23 protein-coding genes are annotated in these 23,501 nt (G+C 61.7%); 11 read left to right on the top strand and 12 right to left on the bottom strand.

Translation table 11 applies throughout. The features are described 5' to 3' along the window. Nucleotides 1-15: 15 nt before the first annotated feature. Nucleotides 16-1,125, bottom strand: coding sequence for an AraC family transcriptional regulator (locus tag PSPA7_RS25580; protein WP_171941866.1), 1,110 nt, complete (start codon nt 1,123-1,125; stop codon nt 16-18). A gap of 269 nt (nt 1,126-1,394) precedes the next feature. On the opposite strand from PSPA7_RS25580, the gene PSPA7_RS25575 reads away from it, so the two are divergent. From PSPA7_RS25575 to PSPA7_RS25555, 5 genes are all read left to right on the top strand, one after another. Then, nucleotides 1,395-2,324, top strand: a complete 930-nt coding sequence (locus PSPA7_RS25575) for a lipase family alpha/beta hydrolase (RefSeq protein ID WP_012077421.1) — start codon at nt 1,395-1,397, stop codon at nt 2,322-2,324. Nucleotides 2,325-2,404: 80 nt separating this feature from the next. Beyond that, nucleotides 2,405-3,454, top strand: a complete 1,050-nt coding sequence (locus PSPA7_RS25570) for a lipase secretion chaperone (RefSeq protein WP_079262210.1) — start codon at nt 2,405-2,407, stop codon at nt 3,452-3,454. Nucleotides 3,455-3,782: 328 nt separating this feature from the next. Continuing rightward, on the top strand, nt 3,783-3,995 hold the full coding sequence (locus PSPA7_RS25565; RefSeq protein WP_012077419.1) for a helix-turn-helix transcriptional regulator: 213 nt from the start codon (nt 3,783-3,785) through the stop codon (nt 3,993-3,995). Nucleotides 3,996-4,036: 41 nt separating this feature from the next. Further along, nucleotides 4,037-4,936 (top strand): plasmid replication initiator TrfA, encoded by a 900-nt coding sequence (trfA, locus tag PSPA7_RS25560; protein ID WP_012077418.1) that lies wholly within the window; start codon nt 4,037-4,039, stop codon nt 4,934-4,936. A gap of 1,091 nt (nt 4,937-6,027) precedes the next feature. Then, nucleotides 6,028-6,669, top strand: a complete 642-nt coding sequence (locus PSPA7_RS25555) for a DNA-binding protein (RefSeq protein WP_012077417.1) — start codon at nt 6,028-6,030, stop codon at nt 6,667-6,669. Between the two features lie 223 nt (nt 6,670-6,892). Here PSPA7_RS25555 and PSPA7_RS25545 read toward each other — a convergent pair whose 3' ends face one another. The 6 genes from PSPA7_RS25545 to traD form a co-directional block, all read right to left on the bottom strand. Beyond that, nucleotides 6,893-7,198: a hypothetical protein gene (locus PSPA7_RS25545; RefSeq protein WP_033976165.1), complete on the bottom strand. Its 306-nt coding sequence runs from the start codon at nt 7,196-7,198 to the stop codon at nt 6,893-6,895. 169 nt (nt 7,199-7,367) lie between these two features. Next, nucleotides 7,368-7,607 carry a hypothetical protein gene (locus PSPA7_RS25540; protein ID WP_012077415.1) on the bottom strand — a complete coding sequence of 80 codons (240 nt, stop codon included), beginning with the start codon at nt 7,605-7,607 and terminating at the stop codon, nt 7,368-7,370. Next, nucleotides 7,607-8,212: a hypothetical protein gene (locus tag PSPA7_RS25535; RefSeq protein ID WP_012077414.1), complete on the bottom strand. Its 606-nt coding sequence runs from the start codon at nt 8,210-8,212 to the stop codon at nt 7,607-7,609. Before PSPA7_RS25535 ends, PSPA7_RS25540 begins: the two co-directional genes overlap by 1 nt. Nucleotides 8,213-8,336: 124 nt before the next feature. After that, nucleotides 8,337-8,783 carry a hypothetical protein gene (locus tag PSPA7_RS25530; RefSeq protein WP_012077413.1) on the bottom strand — a complete coding sequence of 149 codons (447 nt, stop codon included), beginning with the start codon at nt 8,781-8,783 and terminating at the stop codon, nt 8,337-8,339. A 5-nt stretch (nt 8,784-8,788) separates the two neighbouring features. Then, complete coding sequence (locus PSPA7_RS25525) at nt 8,789-11,671, bottom strand: DotA/TraY family protein (RefSeq protein ID WP_012077412.1); 2,883 nt, start codon at nt 11,669-11,671, stop codon at nt 8,789-8,791. Then, on the bottom strand, nt 11,672-12,145 hold the full coding sequence (gene traD / locus PSPA7_RS25520; protein ID WP_012077411.1) for a conjugal transfer protein TraD: 474 nt from the start codon (nt 12,143-12,145) through the stop codon (nt 11,672-11,674). Nucleotides 12,146-12,674: 529 nt separating this feature from the next. Between traD and mobQ the strand changes: the two genes are divergently transcribed. The 4 genes from mobQ to PSPA7_RS32560 all read left to right on the top strand — a co-directional run bounded on the left by mobQ (nt 12,675) and on the right by PSPA7_RS32560 (nt 15,665). After that, the gene (gene mobQ / locus PSPA7_RS30475; RefSeq protein ID WP_012077410.1) at nt 12,675-13,898 is read left to right on the top strand and encodes a MobQ family relaxase; all 1,224 of its coding nucleotides are present in this window, start codon (nt 12,675-12,677) and stop codon (nt 13,896-13,898) included. A gap of 224 nt (nt 13,899-14,122) precedes the next feature. Further along, nucleotides 14,123-14,518, top strand: coding sequence for a hypothetical protein (locus PSPA7_RS25510; protein ID WP_012077409.1), 396 nt, complete (start codon nt 14,123-14,125; stop codon nt 14,516-14,518). Next, nucleotides 14,515-15,210, top strand: a complete 696-nt coding sequence (locus tag PSPA7_RS25505) for a hypothetical protein (protein ID WP_041025415.1) — start codon at nt 14,515-14,517, stop codon at nt 15,208-15,210. Before PSPA7_RS25510 ends, PSPA7_RS25505 begins: the two co-directional genes overlap by 4 nt. A 44-nt stretch (nt 15,211-15,254) precedes the next feature. After that, nucleotides 15,255-15,665: a hypothetical protein gene (locus PSPA7_RS32560; RefSeq protein ID WP_041025414.1), complete on the top strand. Its 411-nt coding sequence runs from the start codon at nt 15,255-15,257 to the stop codon at nt 15,663-15,665. 174 nt (nt 15,666-15,839) lie between these two features. Here PSPA7_RS32560 and PSPA7_RS25495 read toward each other — a convergent pair whose 3' ends face one another. The 3 genes from PSPA7_RS25495 to intI1 all read right to left on the bottom strand — a co-directional run bounded on the left by PSPA7_RS25495 (nt 15,840) and on the right by intI1 (nt 18,437). Then, a complete protein-coding gene (locus PSPA7_RS25495; RefSeq protein ID WP_001389365.1) occupies nt 15,840-16,604 on the bottom strand; it encodes an IS6-like element IS6100 family transposase in 765 nt (254 codons plus the stop codon). Beyond that, the gene (locus PSPA7_RS31595) at nt 16,570-16,884 is read right to left on the bottom strand and encodes a recombinase family protein (RefSeq protein ID WP_445261732.1); all 315 of its coding nucleotides are present in this window, start codon (nt 16,882-16,884) and stop codon (nt 16,570-16,572) included. The genes PSPA7_RS25495 and PSPA7_RS31595 overlap by 35 nt, the downstream gene beginning before the upstream one ends. A gap of 539 nt (nt 16,885-17,423) precedes the next feature. Beyond that, nucleotides 17,424-18,437, bottom strand: a complete 1,014-nt coding sequence (gene intI1 / locus PSPA7_RS25490; RefSeq protein ID WP_012077405.1) for a class 1 integron integrase IntI1 — start codon at nt 18,435-18,437, stop codon at nt 17,424-17,426. Nucleotides 18,438-18,538: 101 nt separating this feature from the next. Here intI1 and sul1 point away from each other — a divergent pair, with 101 nt between their 5' ends. Next, entirely contained in the window at nt 18,539-19,390 is an 852-nt protein-coding gene (sul1, locus tag PSPA7_RS25485; RefSeq protein WP_000946487.1) for a sulfonamide-resistant dihydropteroate synthase Sul1, read from the top strand. 127 nt (nt 19,391-19,517) lie between these two features. Then, a complete protein-coding gene (locus tag PSPA7_RS31580; RefSeq protein ID WP_050157843.1) occupies nt 19,518-19,952 on the top strand; it encodes a GNAT family N-acetyltransferase in 435 nt (144 codons plus the stop codon). On the opposite strand, the gene PSPA7_RS25480 is transcribed toward PSPA7_RS31580, so the two are convergent. Both PSPA7_RS25480 and PSPA7_RS25475 read right to left on the bottom strand, forming a co-directional pair. Further along, entirely contained in the window at nt 19,883-22,912 is a 3,030-nt protein-coding gene (locus tag PSPA7_RS25480) for a Tn3 family transposase (protein ID WP_012077404.1), read from the bottom strand. The genes PSPA7_RS31580 and PSPA7_RS25480 overlap by 70 nt on opposite strands. After that, complete coding sequence (locus tag PSPA7_RS25475; RefSeq protein ID WP_012077403.1) at nt 22,909-23,487, bottom strand: recombinase family protein; 579 nt, start codon at nt 23,485-23,487, stop codon at nt 22,909-22,911. The genes PSPA7_RS25480 and PSPA7_RS25475 overlap by 4 nt, the downstream gene beginning before the upstream one ends. Nucleotides 23,488-23,501 lie beyond the last annotated feature (14 nt).

The raw sequence follows: 23,501 nt of genomic DNA, 5'->3' as shown, positions 1-23,501 counted from the left end.
TTGCCTCCTTGCTGCCTAGGGGCGGCTGCGGGGAGCGGCGGTTTCCGCAGACCGCAGTTGCCGCCGGTACTCACCGGGCGTCTGCTGGGTCATCTCGCGAAACCAGCGGTTGAAGGAGGGACCTTCTCTGAAGTTGAGGCGTCGGCTGATGGTTTCTACGGTCAGGCCGTTGTCGTGCAGGAGAGTTTTGGCCAGCTCGATGCGGATATCGTCGACCAATTCCCGGTAGCTGCTGCCGGCCTTCTGCAATTGCCGGTGTAGATGGCGGCTGCTTATGCCGAGTTCTTCCGCGAGATGGTCGCGGGAGACGCTGCCTTCCATCAGTAGTACTCGCATGCGCGAGCGGATCTGGTCGAGTAGCGAGGGCGTGCCGTGGCGTTCGTTCAGCAGCAGATGGGCGTGACGCTCCAGGGTGGCTTGCAGACCTGGATCGGGAGTGCGCAGGCGCAGGTTCATGACCGGAGCCGGGACCACCAGTGCCGACTCCGGCTGTTCGAACAGCACCGGGCAACCGAAAATAGCCTGGTACTCGTCGAGGAGTGTCGGGTCGTCGGGAGCCGCATGACGGAAATGCACGCGTAGCAGCAGGTCCCGCTTCTGCTCCCGGATCGATCGGATATGCCGCAGCCACTGGCCCAGCAGAAACTCGGTGGCGTGCCTGGCGAACAGCGGGTCGCAGGTATTGCAGCTCCAGCAGCAGAGGACGACGCCTGGCTCCTGGCGCAGTGTGGTGGTGCCGATGTTGCTCACCAGACGTTCATAGCGGGCCTTGGTGGTGAAGACCTCCTGCAGGGTGGCGCAGGTCTGTCCCAGATAGCCCAGTACGCCGAAGGCGGAGTCGCGCTCGGACTGGGAGGCATGCAGACCCATGAGCGGGTCGGGGTAGAGCGACAGGGCCTTGCGCAGGATGGTTTCCAGCAGTTGGGTGGGCAGCCAGGCATTGGGATCGGCCAGCAGGCTGTGCAGATTCAGGCCGAGTGCCTGGCCGATGGCTTCGGCGTCGATGTCGCGGGCACGCAGCGTCTCCAACGCGTCCAGAAGGATGCTGGCAAGGAAGAAACCCTCGGTCTTGCTCCCTTCGGCCATGGCATTGTGGGCAGCCGGACTCGGTGTGAAGTGCTTCATGCTGGTGTCTGGGGACTGGTGAGCGTTTCGTTGTTTCTCCATTTGTAGCCTGGCCGTGAAGGCCGCGCAATGTCGCTCCCGGGCGGATGACGCAACAGGGACATGTCCCAGACCGACAGTATCAATGTCCGTTTTCCTCATTTTCCCCGCCATGGCGCCTCCGTAATGCTTGTGTGGCCTACGGGCCGAATTGCCAAGACTGCCAAGAGGATGCCTCAGGGCTCCTTGCTACCCGGCGACCGAAAGAACAAGCATAAAACGAGGTCCTTATGAAGAAACTGATAGCTCCCATGGTGCTGGTTGCTGCCGCAGTGGGTGCAGCCCCTGCTCACGCCTACTCCGATTATGCCAAGACCAAATACCCCATCGTCTTCGCGCATGGCCTTTTCGGGTTCAGCAACATCGGCCCGATAGAGTATTGGTACGGCATACCCAATGAACTCCGGGAGAATGGCGCGACGGTCTTCGTCACCGCCCAGGCACCGGCGCAGAGCAACGACTCCCGGGGTGAGCAATTGCTGGCTCAGGTCAAGGAGATTCGGGCCATCACAGGCTCGGACAAGGTCAACCTGATCGGCCATAGCCAGGGAGGGATGACCATCCGCTATGTGGCCGGGGTGGCGCCAGAACTCGTGGCCTCGGTGACTTCCGTCAGTACGCCGCACAAAGGCACTCCGGTGGCGGACGTGGTCCAGGGCATCGCCTCGGTAGTAGGGCCTTTTGGGGCGGACGTCATTGCCGGTGCGGTGAACGCCATCACCTGGATGATCGACGCGCTCGGCGACGGTTCGGGCAGCGCGCAGAACTCGCTGGGCGCCATGCGCGACCTGACCAGCGGTGGCGCCCTGGCCTTCAACCAGCGCTTCCCTGGCGGGATACCGGCGACCGCCTGCGGCGCCGGTCCGGCCGAAGCCAATGGGGTTCGCTACTACTCCTGGGGGGGAGCGAAGCATCTCACCAGTGTCCTGGACCCTTCGGACTGGTGGATGAAAAGCGCCAGCCTGCTGATCTTGGGGCAGCCCAATGACGGCGTGGTGCCGAAATGCTCCAACCACCTCGGCATGGTGATTCGCGACGATTACATGATGAACCACTTCGATAGCGTCAACCATTTGCTGGGTATCGTCTCTCCGATCGAGACCAATCCGAAGACGGTCTATCTCCAGCAAGCGAACCGCTTGAAGCTGGCCGGGTTCTGACAGGTCCAGGAAGGAGCATCGCTCAGAAGCAGCCGGGGCCTGCCGGCCCTGGCGCTTGCCGCGACAGAACCGGAGTCCGTATGAAAAGAACCGTGCTTATGATCCTTGGCTCCTGCGTATTGGCCGTGGCGGGCGCCGGACTGGGGTGGTGGCTGCAAGAGGCCCCCCCGGCTGCGCAACCGCAGAAGGTCGCCGAGGTGCCGCCGCGGCTCGCGGCGCCTGCGGTAGCCGCCCCTGCCGTTTCCCGCGCCGCCACCGCGCCGCCCCGGAGCCTGCCGGCCTCGCTGCTGGGCACCGAGGTGAATTGTCCGGTCGAAACTGGAGCCGACGGTCATCTCCGCATAACCAAGGGGCTTCGACTGTGCTTCGACTATTTTCTCGCGGCCATCGGTGAGGAGCGTGTCGAGGTGCTAGCCGCACGTATCCGCGCCGAACTGCGCAGCCGTCTGCAGGAGCCGGCGCGGGACGAGGCCGAGCAGATCCTGGCGGCCTATCTCGCCTATATGAGCGGTATGGCGCAGTTCGAGCAGAGCGAGGGCGTCCAGGAGGCGGGGGCGCTGGACATGGGGGCCCTCCGCCAGCGGATGGAGCGGGTGCGGACACTTCGAATGCAGTATCTGTCTGCCGAGGTCATCGCGGCCTTCTACGGCGATGAGGACGCCTATGATCGCTATACGCTGGCGCGGTTGGAACTCATGCGCAACAAGGAGCTTTCGCCGCAGGCGCGGGCGCAGCAACTGGCGGAACTGGAGCGACAGTTGCCGGATGACATCCAGGACTCGCTCAAGGCGATGAATCAGTACCTGAACCTGAAGACGCTGACGGACGACTGGAAACAGCGTGGCGGATCGGCGGAGGAGTTGCACCAGATCCGCCAGGGATTGTTGGGCGCGGAGGCGACCGCGCGGCTCGAAGTGTTGGACCAGGAAAATGCCTCTTGGGACCGTCGCATGGGCGATTGGTATGCGCAGCGCGACGAATTGCTGAAGACACCCGGGTTGAGCGAGGAGGATCGTGAGCGCCAGCTGGACGATTTGCGCCGGAGCAGTTTCGGCAACGAGGCCGAACGGCGGCGCGTGGAGGCGCTGGAACGAATCCATGACCAGGCCCTGCTTTCCAAGCAGCCCTGAAGGTCGCGCAGGGAAAAAGAAAAGCCCTCTGGAGCGCTTGACTTCAGAGGGCTTCTATACGGGCGGCGGGGTAGACGTTAAACGGGAAGTGGTGTCGAAAAGTGGCTACATAAGCGGATTCATTGGTATGGTTAGTCATCTTGTAGTCACTTCTATATACACTTTCCGAAACGCTGCCTGACCGCAGACAGGCTTTTGGCCTACCTGCACCGCCCGGATTCGCACGGATTTTTGGCTGCAAAAATTCCCTTTTGGGAATCCGTGACCGCTACCGGGTCGCCGTCTGAAACTTCCTGCATTGACTTTAAATATGCAGGAGGTCAGGACAATGCAAATTTTACGCCGCAAGGCCGTCTGCGAAAAGCTCGGCGGCATCAACGACGTAACGCTCTGGCGGATCACTCGCGACGATCCGACATTTCCTGCGTCCATCCAGATCAACAAGCGGGTTGTTGGATGGCTGGAGCACGAGATTGATGCGTGGCTCGGACAGAAGGCCGCTGCTGCCCGTGCTGCCAGCACGACGGCTGTCTACCCCTAAACCCTGCTCCCTTGCAGACTACGGCTCGGGAATTGCAGCCAATGCGCAGCTTGGACAAAGCCGCAGCCCTGGACGGGAACGAACTCGTCAACATGGCTGGGACTGGCCGCATCGACAAGTTGCAGCGATCAGCCTATCTCAAGACCAAGGGAATTAAACCGACCGAGCAGTTCCAGCTTGATCTACTTTTTCCAGACACCATCGGTGACCGAGAAGACCTGCGGCACATTCCAAATGACTACGCAAGGTCGTCCCTCTTCACGGTGGGCAACAAGAGTATGCCGCGCCGGACGCTCATGCACGAAAAGCTGTTCCACTATAACGATCACGTTTCAATCCTCTATACCGGCATCGAGCTTCGCGCCGAAGATGACGAAATCGTGTGGCTGCAAATCCTCAATTACGCCCAGCGCGTGACGCTCGGCGAGCCGTTCGAGTTTTCGGTCAAGGACTTGGTGGCCGACGTGGGATGGCACAAGAACGGTCGCTACTACGACAAGGCCCGTGAATGCATCAGCCGCTTGAAAGCAAATGAAGTGCTGGCTCTCAACACCAAGGCTTACGGAAAGAGCGGCGCTATCTCGCTCATTCAGAACTACACTGCGATCAACGGCGCGGATGGCAAGCCGACACATTACCGTGCGTGGATCGACCCCAACCTGATTGTGCTGTTCGCGGGTAACACCTTCACCAGTCATTCATGGGAAACCTACCGCAGCCTGTCGCCAGTGGCCCGTCGCTTGGCTGATTACATCGAGAGCCACAGGCATCCCTATCCCTTGGCATTGGCGAAGTTCCGCGCCATGTGCGGCTCGCACAACAAGGACGTTGCCGACTGGCGGCGGACGGTCAAGAAGGCGTGCGCGGAGGTGCAGGCCGTGAAGATCGCCAAGCTGGCCTTTCTCTCCAACGATGACCATATCCGCTGCGCAAACGACTAGGTCGATAGCCTGTCGAGCGATAGTACAAAAGGGCGCGCACGCGCCCTTTTGTGCTTTTTGGCAACACCGTCCACGCTCGATGCGCGACTTATCCACAGATAGGGTTGTTTTCGCGTGACAGATGACCCGGGAGGCGTGACAGATGGCCCATGGCAGTTTTGCATTTCATGGGTCAAGTGTCACGGTTTGGGGCTGAATCCTAAGAGATTTTGCCTGCCTCGCAGGCCCGCTTGTGGATAACCTGACCTGCCGACATCGAGAGGTCTGTAAAACCGGCCATTTCCGTGACAGATGACCCCGTATCGGTGACAGAGGAACCGGGTTTTGGGGCAAATCTGGTGACTGATGACCCAGAAAACCGTGACAGATGATCCGGGTTTTCGTGACAGATGACCCGCAACTCACGGGTCATAAACTCGCGCAACCAATTGATTTATATTGTTTATTTGCCATGAGCTACAAGACGCTAACCATCTTTTTAACCTTTCTTTAACCAAAGAGGCCTTCGCGCCTTCGGCGCTGCGCGTCAGACCGTGGGTAACGGCAAGCCGTTACCCACCGCCTTCCTTGCTGGCTACTCGCATTTTGAAAAATGCAGGGGCTACTTGGTTGTCGCTGTTTTCAGATGCCTCCGGCGGCCCTGCCGGGGGCCACTCGCCGCCGTGAGGCTCAGGGGGCAGGGGGGCGGGCTGCGCCCTTCGTCCCTGCCCCCTTGCCGATAGGCTAGGGTCGCTTCTGTCGCATCAAGAAAAATAACGGTTTCCCGCTTCGCGTGACCCTCCGTGATTTTTCTTGACCCGCCATCCACTCCCAGAGAGGAGCCGGAAAGCCGCTTTTCAAGTAGCCCCGTCATTTTTGAAATGACGAGTAGCCCGGCAAGGTAGCCGGTGGGCAGACCTGCGTACCCGCCAACGGCGGGCCGTCCATAGCCTTGTGCTGTGGGCGGGCAGGTTGTCCACGGGCGGACGCGCAGCGCCGGAACGGCGCGGAGAAACCTTCGCGGGGTGCCCCCTCTCCTCCCGGTCGCGCCCTTGATTGACTGTGTCGTTACGTTATCATAACGTAACAAGTTACGATGAAAGGAAGAAGCCATGCAGCAGGTCGTCACGCAGCAGGCGGTCGATGCCGCCGCTGATGCCATCGTCGCCGCTGGCGGCAAGCCCACCTTCCGGCTGATCCAGCAGCGCGTCGGCGGATCGTTCACCACGCTCAAGCCGATGCTGGCCTACTGGGAGGCTCGGCGCGAGAAAGGCGAAGAGGCCGCCGTGGAGGTGCCGGACGCCCTGCTCGCTCGCGGCGCTGACCTCGTGCGTACCATATACGCCGAGGTGGCCCAGCAAGCGCGAGTGGAATCTGAGGCGGTGCGCAAGGATGCCGAGGTCCGTGTGGGTGCGATGAAAGGCGAACTGAGCGAGGCGACCGAGGAAATCGCCCGGCTGGAAGCGCAGGATGCCGCTTGTGCCGATGAGCTGGCCGCATTGCGAGAGGCGAACCGGGCGCTGGAGTTGAAGGTTGGCCGTCTGGAAGAGCGTGCCGAGCATGCGACGCGTATGGAGGTCGAGCTTCGCGAGGCCCGTGCCGCCCTGGCTAAGGCCGAGCAGCAGGTGATCGACCTGCAAGCCCAGCTAGCCAAGGCTGGCGATGTCCAGCAGCAGCTTGCCAGCCTCGAAGAGCGTCTAGCGGCGGCTGGGGTAGCTCCGAAGGGCACTAAAGCGAAAGGCAAGGGTGAGTGATGCCGAACGCAGCGGAGTATCAGGCGCTTGCCGACGAGCTGCGGCAGATTGGCGCTGTATTCACCCAAGCCGCGAACTTGGGCGATCAGGAACTTGCCCTATGGGCTGTCGGAGCACTGTCGAGTGCCGCTGCCCGGCCTGCATGGTGGGCACGAGAAGCCGCAGACAACGAAGCGGCGGCTATTGCAGCCGCCGCCATCGTGAAAGCCCAGCAGGGATAAGCTTACTGCGCTGTCATTACCTCTTGCTCTATGCGCATCTGAAGCAGCGAGAGGTATGCCAGAAGATCCATCTTCTCGAACAGGTCGAAGCGATCGCAGCAGATGACAAGCTCCTCTCGGCGGTACTCACGCTTGCACCGTGACGGGATCAGCACGATACGGGGCTCCGGCTTCCGCTTTCTTGGCTCGAATGGCAGCGTTTGCAGAATAGTACCTGGGCACGAGCGCATCGCCCGGACGAAACGCTGCCGATCCTCCTGTTCAGTACAGAGCAGTTTCAGGACCTCGGGATGTAGGAATACGAACATGACTGTATCTCCGCTTCGCTACTGAAGGCTGTTGGTGGTTCGCTGCATTCGGACGGCTGGCTGGGGTTTGGGCTGTCTTTTGGCCTGCCGTGCGAGCCACAGCTCAACCATCTCGGCGATGACCTGATCGTGCTCGCGCAGGAAGGACACGCGCAGTAGGGGATAGCTGCTATTGGTTTTCATCGGCGGGTCTCACGAGGTAGCGGAAAAGGAGCCAGACCAGCGGCGTCAGGTACAGGATCGGGACAACGATGGCGAGGGCGATGGTTCCGAGCTGCTCGGCAGGGTGCCCGTTAATCAGCGCGTCCCTTTCCGCCCAGAGCGCGAGGCAGGTGCCGAGTACGCAGCAGATCGCGGTGATTCGCTCGCGGCCAAGGCGTTGCAAGACAGTGCGCAGGATCGAGGTCATTACTGCACCCTCCGAATCCACAGCATGTCGCGCACATAGCGGCTGAATGCGCCGGGGACAAACAGCGTGCCAGTGCGCATCTGCCATGCTCGATAGCTCCAGCGGATCGCATTGCTGGAGGCCGCCAAGGTGACCGATAGCACGCTCAAGACCACCACCACGTGAGCGCCTATTGCGAGTTGCCAAGCGACCATCAGGAACGCAAGCCAGACGACTGCCCAGTAGGCGCGAGACTTCCATAGGTGGCTGCTGATGAGCTTGTTCCGCTCGGGGGCGTCGAGGAAGGCAAGGCGCTGTTTTTCTCGCTCGGCTATGCGGGCCTCGACGATGCGGCGAATCTCGATCTGGTCGTTCGGGGCGAACACGCCGAAACCGCACTTGGCGGAACACTCCCAGCCATAAAACGTGTTGTCATCGGGCTGAGCGTCGGCAGGCAGGTGCATGACGCCGCAGCCACATTCGGGACAGCGTGGATTGCGCAGGGTGTGCCACAGATTGCTGATGAATCCGTGGTTCGCCTTGAGCTGACGCCAGCCAAGGATTGATAGCGGCATGTCCACCAAGGTGAACTTGGCCGCGCGCTTCGCGCCACTGATGAACTTCATGCGCGAGCCCTCCGGGAGTGTTTGCGGCGTTTGCGCTGGGCCAACACGGTGTCCGCGACAGACAGCAGAATGGCCAGCACGGCGGCGGGAACGGTGGTGTCGATCGTGTCCATATGGCCCTCCTTCATGGGCTGGGGGAGTTGTCGTTGGAGCGTTGCTGCTGCTTCGCCAGAGCCAGTGATTGCTCAAACCATTGCCGCACCAGGTTGGCGATGTCGTGTTCCCGAGCGAGCAAGGCGGGGTCGGTGTGCGGCACGGCACGGATCGCGCCGGGGGCGTTCTGGCCAGCCTTCAGCAACCGATTCACTTCTTTGGCGTAGATGTCAGTGACCGCGAGACGATGCTGCTCTGGAGCTGCCTTCAGGGCAGCCAGCGCGGAATAGGCGATGACCGACAATGCGTTTAGCGCATAGGCCAGCTCGCGTTGCTCGCGGAGCGCGGCGTCGTACTGAGGCTGCACATGAGCGATAGCGGCATTCCAGCCCTCGTCGTAGCCTTGGCGGAGGCCGTAAGCCTTACCTACGACCAATCCATGGCTTTCGGCGGTGAATGCCTCGTCGGTTTTGTACATAGTCATCACTCCTTGTCCGGCGAGGTTTCGCCGTTATCGGTATCGGTCGGTGGCGGGGAATAGCGGCTGTCATAGAGCTGGTCGATGCCGCCCGAGTCGGTAACGACTTCGCTGCCGGTGCTAACGGGCTTCCCGCGCAGCGACTCCTTGTAGGCCGTAATGCGGGCGTCGGCTCCCTCGGAGTAGGCGGCCTTGCCTTCGGCAAGAGCTGTGCGGCCTGATGCGGCGTAATCATTGGCGGATGCGGAAGCTGCACCGCCAAAGCCAGTGACGGCGGCTGCACCGGAGCCAACCAGCCCGGCCCGAATGCGCTGACCAAGACTCTCACCGCTTTCGCTGGCGTCTCGGTACGCGGCAACTCCGGCGCTGCCAGTCGAGATCGCTGCATCAGCAACACGGCCTGCGCTGCGGGCGGTAGCTCCCGCTGCACCGGTAACAGCTCGGCCCAGTCCGACGCCTGCGGCATCGCTGACCTTTTGCCGACCAGAACGGCTGTCGGGCTGAGGGGCCGGAGCGGATGAGTCGGGAGCGGATGGAGCGACGCCTTGGTCGCCTGCACTCAGCAACGCCCGCTTAGGCGTTGCAGTGCCGCGAGTGCCACCGCCATTGCCAGTGGGTGGTGTGCCGCCATTGCCGTCACCGGGGAGCAATCCGCCGTCACCCCCGATTCGCCGGGATGGGCTGTTGCCGCCACTGGGCAGCGCACCACTGGACGCGGCGTGTGCCATGCCGCTGCGCATCTGCCCGACTGCTTGCGTCTCGCCGAGGTCACTGACGCCAGCACCGATCCAACGCAGCACATGATCCGGCAGGATTTGCGGCAGGCCGAAGATCATGTAGAGCACCGGCAGGAGCGTCAGGCCGAAGACCATAAACCACCATGCAAAGCTCAGGAATGAGGCAATTGCACCGACAGTACCGGTTGATGTGACGACGGCCCCACGCATCGCGAAGAAGCCTTTGGCGATGAAGTCGATGATCGGGTCGGACACGAGCATGGCAGCGAATAGACCAACCACTGCCAGCGCCGGGCGGGCAAACAACGACAGCAGCAGTAGGTAGCCCTGCGACTGGCTTCCTACAAAGGTGCGGTCAGGCGTCATGTGCATGACTGCCCAGAGCGGCGCTGCAATCAGGGACTGGAGCACCGCGAGAATCCAGCCAACCACCACCGTCATGAAGATCACGTAGGGCAGGCTTGGCAGGAAGACGCCGAAGTAGAAGGCCATCGGCTCGATGTACGTAGCCATCATGGCAAGCTGCTTGACCGGCACTTCGATCACCCAATCCCAGATTGGCGTTACCACCTTGTCGAGATCGAGGCCGGTGCCGACACCCTTGACCGAGGACAGCGTGCCAGCGACTACGCGCAGCGCGGTGGCTCCTGTTTTGATCGCCACGTCTGCTGCACCGATTCCGGCGCGGGCGACTGTTAGGTAGTCACCGATGCACTTCATCCGGTTGAGAGAGCCGCCCATCTGGCCTGCGGTGCCGCAGAGAGGCGTGGTGCCGGAGCTGTTCGCGCCGGTTGCCATCTCAACCATCGACTCCATCATGGAGTTGATCCAGAGGCTGACTTTGGCGTCGAAGTCGGCATTGATGCTGCCGATGTTGATGTCGCTCTGCGCGTCCTTCGGGATGACGCTGGTGAGGTCGCCGGGGCCGCTGGTCGGTGCCTTGTAGTTCCCCTTGGCCTCCGATTTCTTGCTGATCGCCTCGGTGACAGTCGTCACGCTGCCGATGAGGCGGCTGGCCGCTGCATCGGCGGGCAGCGCGGACAGCGATGGGGCGCTGACGGAGCCAACCGATTCGGAAGTAATTGCAGCAATGCGTCCCCGCACCTCGCCCACGCGCTGATACCAGCCGCCACTCATCGCCCAGCCCTCACTGGTCAGGGAAGTGGCCAGCGACTGGAACCCGGATTTCACGCCAGTTGTGTCACTAAGCGCAGCCATGAGGGCTGCCGCGACTTGGGTTTCCGCGCTATTCACAAGTTCGTTAAACTTGGCTGAATCCACGTTCGACCAATCGCCCGAAATGTCATCCGGCCAGGTATTCACCCATGCCTCCAGATCGGTCATGAGTTTGGTCGCGGCCTGAATCTTGGAGTTCTGCGCCGCCACGCGGAGCTGCTCCAGAGCTGCCTCAATGCCGGTTGCGTCTTTTGCGGGCTGAGCGGTGTATTGGCTGATACTGACGGTGCCGCACAGCGGTTCTCCACCACCCAAATTCGTCGTGGCGTTCCGATCCTTGATCTGGAAGAGATATTCGGTACGCCCGCCATTCGTGGTGGTCTTGTCGGCGCTGGGTGCCGCACTGACCTGTGCTCCCGGATAAATCTGGTTCGCGGCGCGGGCACAATAGGAAGCGGCGAGGTACTGCTTTCCGAAGTCGCGCAGCCCGTAGAACGAGCCGGGGTCATTCACGCCTTGAACGACACCATCTGGGCTTAGGGCGCCAATCGCCATGCCCGTCTTGTAGGTGCCATTGGCGAACCCGACGCCCCACAGCGCGAACATCAGCACCACGAGCTGGATGAAGCTAAAGCCGCTTGTGGTCGGGAGCAGTACCGCGCCCCCGGCCACGATCCGCACGGGCGTCCAGAGCGACGACCAGTTGCGCCCCATTGCCTCGCCATCGTTGGCCGTGTTGATTGTGCCCATTGCCGCGACGTAGCTGACAATGAGCGTGCCAACGATCAGGATGCCGGAGTTGAAAAACGACATCATCGTCGCGATCACGTTGCTTGCGGCGCTGACGGTATCCGGGTCTGCTCCAGTTACCAGCGCATCAATGACCGGGCCGAAGATCGACCGCAGCATATCAACGGAGTGATCTATGCAAGACGTGGCATCGTCGCACGGTGAGAAAGGCATGGCGGCGGCCATTTAGGATGTTCCTTCCTGATAGCGGGATTCCTGAGAGAGCGCGGCAACGGCCTCGACCTCGGTGTCATCTTCATCGTCGTCATCGGTCTGCTTGCGGCCCTTGCGGGCGGCGGCACGTGCGGCTAGTACCGCATCGCCACGCGCCTTGTATTGAAGGAACACTGAGCTAGGCCATGTCCCGTCGCGCTCACGCTGATCGGCAATAACGAGCATTGCGCCAAGCACGAAACCCGCATCTGCCTCCAGCAACCCGGCGATCTGGGCGAGACCGCCGACCGCGAACTTGCGCTGATTCAGGTAGGTGCGCCGCGCGGCCTTCTGGGCCTTCCGCTGAGCCTCTTTCAGCTCTTCAAGCCGCTGCTGCTGTTTCGCGACTGCCGCTGCCAATGCGGCGATTTCGCGATCGCGCTTCTCTGCCAGTTCGCTTGCCGGACGCCTTCCCCTGCCGCGCTTCTGTTCCTCTGCTTGCTGCACTTTTGCTCTGCTCCATTTGGTATGTATCAAGACGAACTATCAGCTTGAAAAAATGTTGCGTCAAGCTGCGCAATCCATGCTTAACATGGACCGCACTCCATGTTTTATGGCTCCTGATCGCGGCCTCGTGCCGCGCTATAACCATAGCCATAGGTGGTTACTGGTACACGTTAAAGCCTTTATTAATGCGGCTTATAGTCCATATTCCGCCTACAAGATTTTTTTGATGCTCGTCGTGTGCGAGCAACTGCGGACATGCCGCCATTTAGGTATCAGCTTGCTGCTCCTGCTTCCAATAAATAGTATTTTATGAGGGCAAATGAGAGCTTCGGCGATATCATCTGTCCTGTGTTTAGTGCGCTCCGCGTGGGGCCAAGATGGTGGTGGTTTTCATCTGTTGCGCCTGCCGCAACAGCGCAGTTACGCATCGCTGCGCGACGCCTGCGCAAGGGGCTGTGCCCCTTGACCCCCTTCAAGCTGCATTCAGCGAGGGAAGCGGTGCCAACTGGTTTTCAATGGAGGTGGCGGCATGTACCGGCTGGAGCTGAACTACATCAGCCGCGATGGCGGCAGCAAGGGACGGAAGCGGGATGCCGCCAAGCAGGGGCACGGCTTCTCCGCTACTGCTGCCATTGCCTATCGCAGCGGCGGCATCGTGACGGACTACCGCACAGGCGAAGTGCATGACTACACGCGCAAGCGCAGGATCGGTCACACGGAAATCGTCCTGCCGCCCGGTGCGCCGTCATGGGCCAGCCACCGCGAGGCGCTGTGGAATGCAGTGGAAGCGGCGGAGCCACGAAAGGATGCGCGGCTGATGCACGAGTTCATCGTTGCCCTGCCGCATGGCCTCACTCCGGAGCAGGAAATTGCGATGGTGCGCGACCTTGCCCAAAGCGTTGCAGACCGGCACGGATTACCCGTGGACTTTGCCATCCACGGCGACGATCCGAAGAAGTGGGACGGCTCGGCAAAGGGGATCGTAGGAAAGCATGCGCATTTGGCGATGCCGACGCGGGAACTGACGCCAGAAGGCTTCTCGAAGATCAAGGGGCGCGAGTTCATTGACCGGAAGCTGGGGCCGAAAACGCTCCGCTACTGGCGCGAGCAATGGGCCTTGATTGGCAACACGCACATGGAGCGTGCAGGTCTGGATGAACGCTGGGATCACCGCACGCTGTCAGTCCAGCGTGAGGATGCTTTGGAGCGTGGGGATACGGCCACCGCCGAAGAGCTTGACCGTCTGCCCGGTGTACACATCGGCGCTGCTTCCACCGCACTGGAGCGGCGAGGCATCAACACGTTCTGGGGAAACCTGAACCGGGCCATCTTTGCCCAGAACGCTGAGCGCAGGCTGGGGCACGAGCGTAAACGTGTTGAGGATTCGCTGGCCGACCTGGAGCGCCGCCTGAATGAACTGCGTGCTGCGCAGGAAGCCGATGCGGCCCAGTCCGAATGCAGCAGTGACGATCCGCGCTGGACGGTGTTCGAGCGTGCATTCATGCACGCCGCCCAGTTTGAATATGATCTCAGCCTGATCGAACTGACGGCTCCGCTGACTGGACTCAAGGCGCAATTCTCGGCGTATATGGATACCGCTGCCGAACAGGGCATGACGGCGGAAATGTTCGCCCAGGCCTGCGCGAAGACTATGGCAGCGCAGGATCGGCAGAACATGCAGGAGCGCGCCGCGAAGGATGCCGACACGAAATCGTCACCGGAGGACTCTCCCGATGCGACGCCGACGCTCTGATTGCACTGGCAATGGTGGGAACAGTGTGGAAAGACGGTGGCGGCATGGTGTCAATGATGACGGTAACAAGGTGGTGACATGGTGGAACGATGGTGGCGGGATGCTGGTAAGACGGTGGGAATACTGTGGCGGCTGTGTGTGAGCATGGTGGCGACAGCGTGGCACATCACCACAATGCAGCCACATTCCCGCCGCCATCTTCTGCCGATCAAGGAGAGTGGCGCGTGAGCATCTGGAGGTTCGACGAGAACCGGACTGACTTCGTGTTGGTGCCGCCTGCCGATATGGAGGCCGACCCCGAGGGGTGCTACATCATCCAGCGCGGCGACATGCTGATGGTGCGCGATGGCGGGCATGAATGGCCCATGCCCGAACGGCTGAACATTGCTGGGGTGATGTTCGACCGTGAGCAGTTCGAGGGCACCCATCTCTTATCTCTGCGAGAAGAGATGGAGCGGGACGGGCGATGGGCGCGGGCGCAGTTGCAAGCCTGTGAGCAGAGCGAAATCAAACTGCCGCTGGAACTGCCGATCTGGGTGACAAAGCGCTCTCTGGATGGGGCTGTCGAGCAGACACCGCCGAACCTGATTACGCGATTGAAAAGATGGATGCGGTCATGAACAGTGATCTACAAAGGGCAGCACCCCAAGCTCGCAAGGCGCTTGCTGTGCTGGCCGCCGAGCTGGGCGAGCCGTCACCGGATATGGCGCGGGCGCTGGCGATCATCGAGCAGATGCTGGGCGACATCGAGGCCGGGCGGCATCCGCTCGACCGCCCCGACGACTGGCCCCAGCGTGACCGCTGGCCGGATCGACCTCATTTGGCTAGGTGGCGCTGGGCGATCAAGACGCTTGCCGTTGCCAGCGGTACGACCGCCCATTGCAGCCCGAAGCATGAATACATGCGAGTCGATACCAAACAGGCCAGATCAGATGCTTTGACCGTGGCACTGGAGGACATCGGCTGTCTGATCGAGTTGGCGAGCGACCGCAACGACCACGCACGACCTGCCGGCACCATCGACGATTTCTTTCACGCCCTCGACGGCAAACTGAAGCCCAAAAAGCCCGTGACCATTAACGTTGCCGACCTGATCGCAACGCTGCAAACCTTGCCGCCAGACTTGCCGGTGATGCTCATAGTAAGTGAGGGCGGTATCGACTATGCCCGTGCCGTCCGGGTGGCCGACGTAGCGCGGCACCGCCTCGACTGGTCATTTACGCCCATAGGCCAATACTGCGAGTTGCCGGACGAGAACACGGTTGGAGATCCATTCAAGGCCGTGGTGATCGACCTTGACACTCCCCAATAGGCGGGCCGGGTGGGATTTGTTTGTGTTTCATCGTAAGGGGGGCTATGGAGTCAGTCCGACTTTCAGGCGATCCGCTGGGGTCACTCGCAGGCGTTGACGAGATCATCAATCGCGGCGATCGCGAGGCGTTTGTCGGGCTGCTGCACGCCATCATTGAGCAGCCGGGCGGGCCTGTAGCAGACCGCGTGCGCACGCTCTATGAGCGCGTCCACCATCGCGCAGCCGATCCAGAATTTGCAGCGTGGCCGCAGTATCAGGTGGCCTACTGGCTGACCGAGGCAATGGGCCAGTTTCGGCCTGCCGACGTGAAAAGCCAACGATTCGCCAGCGTCTGGGATGCCATCGAAGGCGACCCCGCCGAGGCCGAGAAGATGAAACGGTGGTCGGCGCTGCGTGCAGCCGTTCCGGTGCATGAGCGTGATGTGTCATTTTCAGAAGACGACTGCACCAGTTGATTGGGCGTAATGGCTGTTGTGCAGCCAGCTCCTGACAGTTCAATATCAGAAGTGATCTGCACCAATCTCGACTATGCTCAATACTCGTGTGCACCAAAGCGAGGTGAGCATGGCGACGGAGGCTCTGTTGCAAAGATTGGCGGCAGTCAGAGGTAGGCTGTCGCTCTGCGCCGATCAGGCGGCTGCTGCGAAATGGTGGTTGAGCATGCCCATGGCCTCCGTCAGCGCCGAGGGCCCAATGCCAAAAGCTCTCTCCACAAGGCGCACCTCGCCCCTGATGCCGGGCTGCAGGCACCAGGGGCGAGCCTGTCCTTTGCGCAGGGCTCGCATGACTTCGAATCCCTTGATCGTGGCATAGGCCGTGGGGATCGATTTGAAACCGCGCACCGGCTTGATCAGTATCTTGAGCTTTCCGTGATCGGCCTCGATCACGTTATTGAGATACTTCACCTGCCGGTGGGCCGTCTCCCGGTCCAGCTTTCCTTCGCGCTTCAATTCGGTGATCGCTGCACCATAGCTCGGCGCTTTGTCGGTATTGAGCGTGGCAGGCTTTTCCCAGTGCTTCAGGCCTCGCAGGGCCTTGCCCAGGAACCGCTTCGCTGCCTTGGCGCTGCGGGTCGGCGACAGGTAGAAATCGATCGTGTCGCCCCGCTTGTCGACTGCCCGGTACAGGTAGGTCCACTTGCCCCGCACCTTGACGTAGGTTTCATCCAGGCGCCAGCTCGGATCAAAGCCACGCCGCCAGAACCAGCGCAGCCGCTTCTCCATCTCCGGGGCGTAGCACTGGACCCAGCGATAGATCGTCGTATGGTCGACCGAAATGCCGCGTTCCGCCAGCATTTCCTCAAGGTCGCGATAGCTGATCGGATAGCGACAATACCAGCGCACCGCCCACAGGATCACATCACCCTGGAAATGGCGCCACTTGAAATCCGTCATCGTTCCGTCCGTCCAATCTCCGCCAAGCATGCTCAAGCTTCACGATTTTTGCAACAGAGCCGGGCAAACTGCGGCCAAGCCGATCCAGCCGCCACACCACCAGAGTGTCACCCGCTCGCAATGCCTTCAGGCAATGGTCCAGCTCTGGGCGGCCAGCAGTCTTACCGCTCGCGGTCTCTTCGTAGATGGACTGAACTCCCGCGAGGTGCAGCGCGTCGCGCTGCAAGTCCAGGTTTTGGTCATCTGTCGAAACTCGGGCGTAGCCGATCCGTTGATTCATGGACAGTTGCCGGACGATGAAAAAATGACGGGAATTTTAACAGGTCAGCGACCTTTTCGACAGCTATTCGGCATGTGCGCCACCAGTGCTCAGAAAACCACCGTTTTCTGAACAGGTCGGTAGGGCTACGATGAAACACAAACAAATGCCCACAGACGGGCGGCAGGATCACGCCTTGTCCGCACGGTCGCGCACCCAGCTCTGCCAATCCCAAACGTAGGCCGCACGCTCGACGCCCTCGACCTTTGGGCATTGGGAGCCGCGTAGCGCCGCCCAAAACTGATCCCGCCACGGCTGAGGAATGTCGTCCAGAATGACGTAGAGCGGTCGGCCATCATGTCGTTTTCAGAAGACGGCTGCACTGAACGTCAGAAGCCGACTGCACTATAGCAGCGGAGGGGTTGGATCCATCAGGCAACGACGGGCTGCTGCCGGCCATCAGCGGACGCAGGGAGGACTTTCCGCAACCGGCCGTTCGATGCGGCACCGATGGCCTTCGCGCAGGGGTAGTGAATCCGCCAGGATTGACTTGCGCTGCCCTACCTCTCACTAGTGAGGGGCGGCAGCGCATCAAGCGGTGAGCGCACTCCGGCACCGCCAACTTTCAGCACATGCGTGTAAATCATCGTCGTAGAGACGTCGGAATGGCCGAGCAGATCCTGCACGGTTCGAATGTCGTAACCGCTGCGGAGCAAGGCCGTCGCGAACGAGTGGCGGAGGGTGTGCGGTGTGGCGGGCTTCGTGATGCCTGCTTGTTCTACGGCACGTTTGAAGGCGCGCTGAAAGGTCTGGTCATACATGTGATGGCGACGCACGACACCGCTCCGTGGATCGGTCGAATGCGTGTGCTGCGCAAAAACCCAGAACCACGGCCAGGAATGCCCGGCGCGCGGATACTTCCGCTCAAGGGCGTCGGGAAGCGCAACGCCGCTGCGGCCCTCGGCCTGGTCCTTCAGCCACCATGCCCGGGCACGCGCCAGCTGCTCGCGCAGGCCGAGCGCCAAGCTCTCGGGCAACATCAATGCCCGATCCTTGGAGCCCTTGCCCTCCCGCACGATGATCGTGCCGTGATCGAAATCCAGATCCTTGACCCGCAGTTGCAAACCCTCGCTGATCCGCATGCCCGTTCCATACAGAAGCTGGGCGAACAAACGATGCTCCCCTTCCAGAAAACCGAGGATGCGAACCACCTCATCCGGGGTCAGCACGACCGGCAAGCGCCGCGACGGCCGAGGTCTTCCGATCTCCTGAAGCCAAGGCAGATCCGCGCACAGCACCTTGCCGTAGAAGAACAGCAAGGCCGCCAATGCCTGCCGATGTGTGGATGCCGAAACCTTACGCTCGTTCGCCAGCCAAGACAGGAATGCCTCGACTTCGCTGCTGCCCAAGGTTGCTGGGTGACGCACACCGTGGAAACGGATGAAGGCACGAACCCAGTGGACATACGCTTGTTCGGTTCGTAAACTGTAATGCAAGTAGCGTATGCGCTCACGCAACTGGTCCAGAACCTTGACCGAACGCAGCGGTGGTAGCGGTGCAGTGCTGGTTTTCATGGCTTGTTATGACTGTTTTTTTGTACAGTCTATGCCTCGGGCATCCAAGCAGCAAGCGCGTTACGCCGTGGGTCGATGTTTGATGTTATGGAGCAGCAACGATGTTACGCAGCAGGGTGACGGTGTTCGGCATTCTGAATCTCACCGAGGACTCCTTCTTCGATGAGAGCCGGCGGCTAGACCCCGCCGGCGCTGTCACCGCGGCGATCGAAATGCTGCGAGTCGGATCAGACGTCGTGGATGTCGGACCGGCCGCCAGCCATCCGGACGCGAGGCCTGTATCGCCGGCCGATGAGATCAGACGTATTGCGCCGCTCTTAGACGCCCTGTCCGATCAGATGCACCGTGTTTCAATCGACAGCTTCCAACCGGAAACCCAGCGCTATGCGCTCAAGCGCGGCGTGGGCTACCTGAACGATATCCAAGGATTTCCTGACCCTGCGCTCTATCCCGATATTGCTGAGGCGGACTGCAGGCTGGTGGTTATGCACTCAGCGCAGCGGGATGGCATCGCCACCCGCACCGGTCACCTTCGACCCGAAGACGCGCTCGACGAGATTGTGCGGTTCTTCGAGGCGCGGGTTTCCGCCTTGCGACGGAGCGGGGTCGCTGCCGACCGGCTCATCCTCGATCCGGGGATGGGATTTTTCTTGAGCCCCGCACCGGAAACATCGCTGCACGTGCTGTCGAACCTTCAAAAGCTGAAGTCGGCGTTGGGGCTTCCGCTATTGGTCTCGGTGTCGCGGAAATCCTTCTTGGGCGCCACCGTTGGCCTTCCTGTAAAGGATCTGGGTCCAGCGAGCCTTGCGGCGGAACTTCACGCGATCGGCAATGGCGCTGACTACGTCCGCACCCACGCGCCTGGAGATCTGCGAAGCGCAATCACCTTCTCGGAAACCCTCGCGAAATTTCGCAGTCGCGACGCCAGAGACCGAGGGTTAGATCATGCCTAGCATTCACCTTCCGGCCGCCCGCTAGCGGACCCTGGTCAGGTTCCGCGAAGGTGGGCGCAGACATGCTGGGCTCGTCAGGATCAAACTGCACTATGAGGCGGCGGTTCATACCGCGCCAGGGGAGCGAATGGACAGCGAGGAGCCTCCGAACGTTCGGGTCGCCTGCTCGGGTGATATCGACGAGGTTGTGCGGCTGATGCACGACGCTGCGGCGTGGATGTCCGCCAAGGGAACGCCCGCCTGGGACGTCGCGCGGATCGACCGGACATTCGCGGAGACCTTCGTCCTGAGATCCGAGCTCCTAGTCGCGAGTTGCAGCGACGGCATCGTCGGCTGTTGCACCTTGTCGGCCGAGGATCCCGAGTTCTGGCCCGACGCCCTCAAGGGGGAGGCCGCATATCTGCACAAGCTCGCGGTGCGACGGACACATGCGGGCCGGGGTGTCAGCTCCGCGCTGATCGGGGTTCTAAGCCAGAACCGCCGAAATTTCCGTCATCCCAGCTCCAGCCCCGCCACGAGCGCATCCAGGTCGATCATCTTGCCGTCGCTCTGGAAGGTGTAATGCCCGTTCAGCAGGATGTGCCGCCAGGCCGCCGGCGATATCTGGGTCAGGAGAGCGTGCGCCTTGGCGTTGCCGCTCGCCTCGTACTTCATCAGCAGCCGCGAGAGGATGGCCGAGTTGTAGAAGATGACCGCGTTGGCGATCAGCCTGGCGCACTGGTTGCTGATCTCAATTTCGATGTCGGTGCGCCCGGTCAATTCCTTCTTGCCGCCGACCTGGGCGATGGTTGAGCGTAGCTGGTGATAGGACTCGATGCGGTTCTGTGAGCGGTGAACGTTGCGCTCCAGTTGCGGATCGCGCAGGTAGCGCAGCGTGTAGATGCTGCGGATGAGCTTGTCGAACTCGAACACCGCGCGCCGCGTGGGGTTCGGCGCGGTGTAGGTGCATAGCTTGCGGATCAGCGTGCCCTGCGTCATCTCCTTCAGTCCGAGCGTGGCGACAATCTGGTCGAGGTTCGGCTTCTCGCTGACTATGAGATCGCGGTCGATTCTCCCGGCCGGCCGGATCAGGCACTGATCGTACAGCGCCGGATCGTCGGCACTGTAGAGTTCCTTCAACTGATCGCCAAGGTCGGTGAAGCGCGGCTCGAAACGCAGGCCGAACCAGTGCAGGATAGCGAAGTTGGCCTTGTTGACGCTGTGCATGTCGCCGGTGATCGCGGTCGGCACGATGTCCGACGTGTTGCGATACCAGATGTCGAACACGTGATGGGCCTCGTAATCGTGCGCGCCGATCAGGTAGCCGTTGAGCGGCACGTGGTTGCACAGCAGCGTGTAGGCGACCACGCCCTTGCCGCGCCCAAAGTATTTGCGCGAGTGGCGCGCTTTCACGGTCGGCCGCTCGACGCCGAATTTCTGACCATCGACGGCACCGTACAGTGCATCGAGGTCGAACGAGTAGTACGGGAAGATCGGCAGCGCGGCGATGGCGTTGCTGATGCAGTCGTTGGCCGCGTGCAGCGTTGCGTGGCGCAGGTACTGTTGGTAGGCGCTCTCCAGCACGTGGTACGGGATGTCGCTGGTGCGTGCCATGACCTGGTTGCCGTGGTTCATCGCCTGCGCGATGATGACCGCCATCAGGCTGTCGGCGTCGGCGACCTTCTTCGCATAGCGCGGCTGCAAAGGCGTCAGCGCCGACAGGAACTGGCACTGGCCGTTGACGAAGCGGAACACGTCGGCCACGTCGCAGAACGGCAGTTGCTCGTAGAACGCCTTCTCGCGCGCCTTCTGGTTCTCGCCCTTGGGCTTGCGCCATGTCAGCTTCTGCGTGTCCTTGTCGTATTCTAGGTGCGTCAGCTTGCCCTGCTTCAGCTCGCGGTTGAAGGCCAGCCACTGAGCGCGCAGCTCGGTCGCGAGCGCATCGAGCTGGGCATCGAGTGGCTGCCGCAGGAACGGGATGTCGATCTGCGCCAGCACGGCGGCCTTCTCATCCAGCGAAACCAGCTCGTCGGAAAAATGCCGGTGCTGCAAGCTGTCGTCGAGGTAGAGTTCACCCGACTGGAAGCGCTTCCTGACCTGGCGGTACAGCCAGAACTCGTAGCGGTCGGCATGCAGGTCCGTCGGCTTGCCATCGGCATCGAAGGTCAGCAGGTACGGTCGCAAGCGTTTCGGCAGCGTGGCCGCTGGACATTCGGCGAGCGGCCGTTGCGATAGGCGCTGCTGTTTGGCGAACACGTCCTTGGCCCAGGCCAGCGCCACGAGCCACGGGCTGCCCGGATCAGTGCCAGCGAGGTCGAGCGCGACATACAGCGGCCGAAGATGGCGGCGGATGCGCTCAGCCAGGCCGTCCACCGCCTGCCAGTGCAAAGCCAGCTTGCTCACCGGCTTCACGCTCATGCGCTGCGCGGTGGTTTGCAGCGTATCGCGGGGCATGATTTTGTAGGCGCGCTGGCGCACATCGCCGAACGGCGTGGGATCGGGCACGCTGTCGTCGATGTAAAGCGACAGCAGGCGGCCGACCTGCGGTGTGTCTTGCTGACGGCGCACCTGCTCGGCGACAAAGGATTGCTTTGCGCCCGCACTGCTTTCGTCCTCCAACTGCTTCATGTGGTAGGCCATCGCATCGACCAGGTTGTCGGAAAGCTGCCGGTAGCGCACCCAGGCATAGCAAAGCAGGTAGAGGTAGGTCTGATCGGCCTTCAGGTTGCGTAGATCGTGGACGGTGTAGAAGTTCGCCAGGCTGGCGTAGTACAGCAGATTCTGCTGCGAGACGCCGAGCTTGGGCAGCAGCGCCTTGGCGATCCGGTGCAGCGGCTCCAGCGTGGCGCGCTTTTCGCGTTCGCGGGCCATCTGACGCCAGCCAAAGTCCTTGGCGTCCTGCTTGAGCGCCGCCAATTGCGACAGGGTGTCGTCACGCACTAGAAGCCGACCCAGCGCGGCCTTGGCCGATTCGTCCAACACTTCCGACAGCAGGCCAGCCAGCCGCCGACGCTCGGCGGACAGGGCTTCGCTCACCAGCTCTTGCAGGGTGGTATAGCCGGGCCGGATGATCTTGTGCTCGTTTAGCCAGACGATCAGCTCGGCGGCGATGAACCCCGGCATCACGTCGCGCCGCACGGTCTGCGCGGCCTGCTGCGCGAGCTGCGCCAGGAACTCGGCCGCCCACGGCCGGTAGCCGAACAGATCGGCAATCCACTCGCGCTGGGTGTAGTGCTCGTGCTTGGAGATTGGCTTGTGCTCGAAGGACTCGCCGTGGAAGTAGCGGCTCAGCACGAAGGCGCAATCGTGCTCGACCTCACTCCAGTCGAAGCGGAAGAAGGCATGCTTGGCCTTGAAGTAACCGATCTGCAAGATGCAATAGACCTGGGCATGGAGACCAGGCCGGCTGCTGGCGAGCGCCAGTTCGGTTTCAGTCAACGCCAAGTATTCCAGCCGCTGGGCGTCGTCGAAGTCCGGCAGGCCGTACAGGGCTTCCTGCTCGGCGTCCGACAGGACGGTCAATCGTTCGCTCTTGGTCGTCATCGCGATGACGCTCCACGAGAGCCCGTCCAACCAACCCGTGCCAGGGTCTCGATCAGCGTGGTTCGCTTGACGCCGAAGTTGCGGCACACCGCCGCCTTGGACATGCCGCCATCGAGCGCAGCGACGATGGCCTCCAGCTTCTCGCCGGTGATCGCCTGCGGCCGGCCGCCGATCCGGCCGCGTTTGCGGGCGGCAGCCAGACCGGCGACGACACGTTCCTGGATCAAGGCGCGTTCGTACTGCGCGAGCGCGCCGAACACCTGGAACAGAAACTCGCCCGAGGGCGTCGTGGTATCCAGGTTCTCCGTCAGCGAGCGGAACGCCACCTGCTTTTTCTTGAGCGAGGTCACGATGGCGAGCAAGTGCGACAACGAACGGCCGAGCCGGTCGAGCTTCCACACGACCAACACGTCGCCAGGGCGAACGAATTCGAGCGCCCGCGCCAGGCCCGCGCGGTCGTCCTTCGCGCCGGAAGCATGATCCTCGAACAGATGCCGCGCATCGACGCCGACGGCGAGCAGCGCATCGCGCTGCAAGTTCGTGCTCTGGCGGTCGGAGTCCGACGACACGCGCATGTAGGGGTCGTTTG

Source organism: Pseudomonas paraeruginosa PA7 (assembly GCF_000017205.1).
Classification (GTDB): Bacteria; Pseudomonadota; Gammaproteobacteria; order Pseudomonadales; family Pseudomonadaceae; genus Pseudomonas; species Pseudomonas paraeruginosa.
This window is presented reverse-complemented; position numbering and strand designations above follow the sequence as displayed.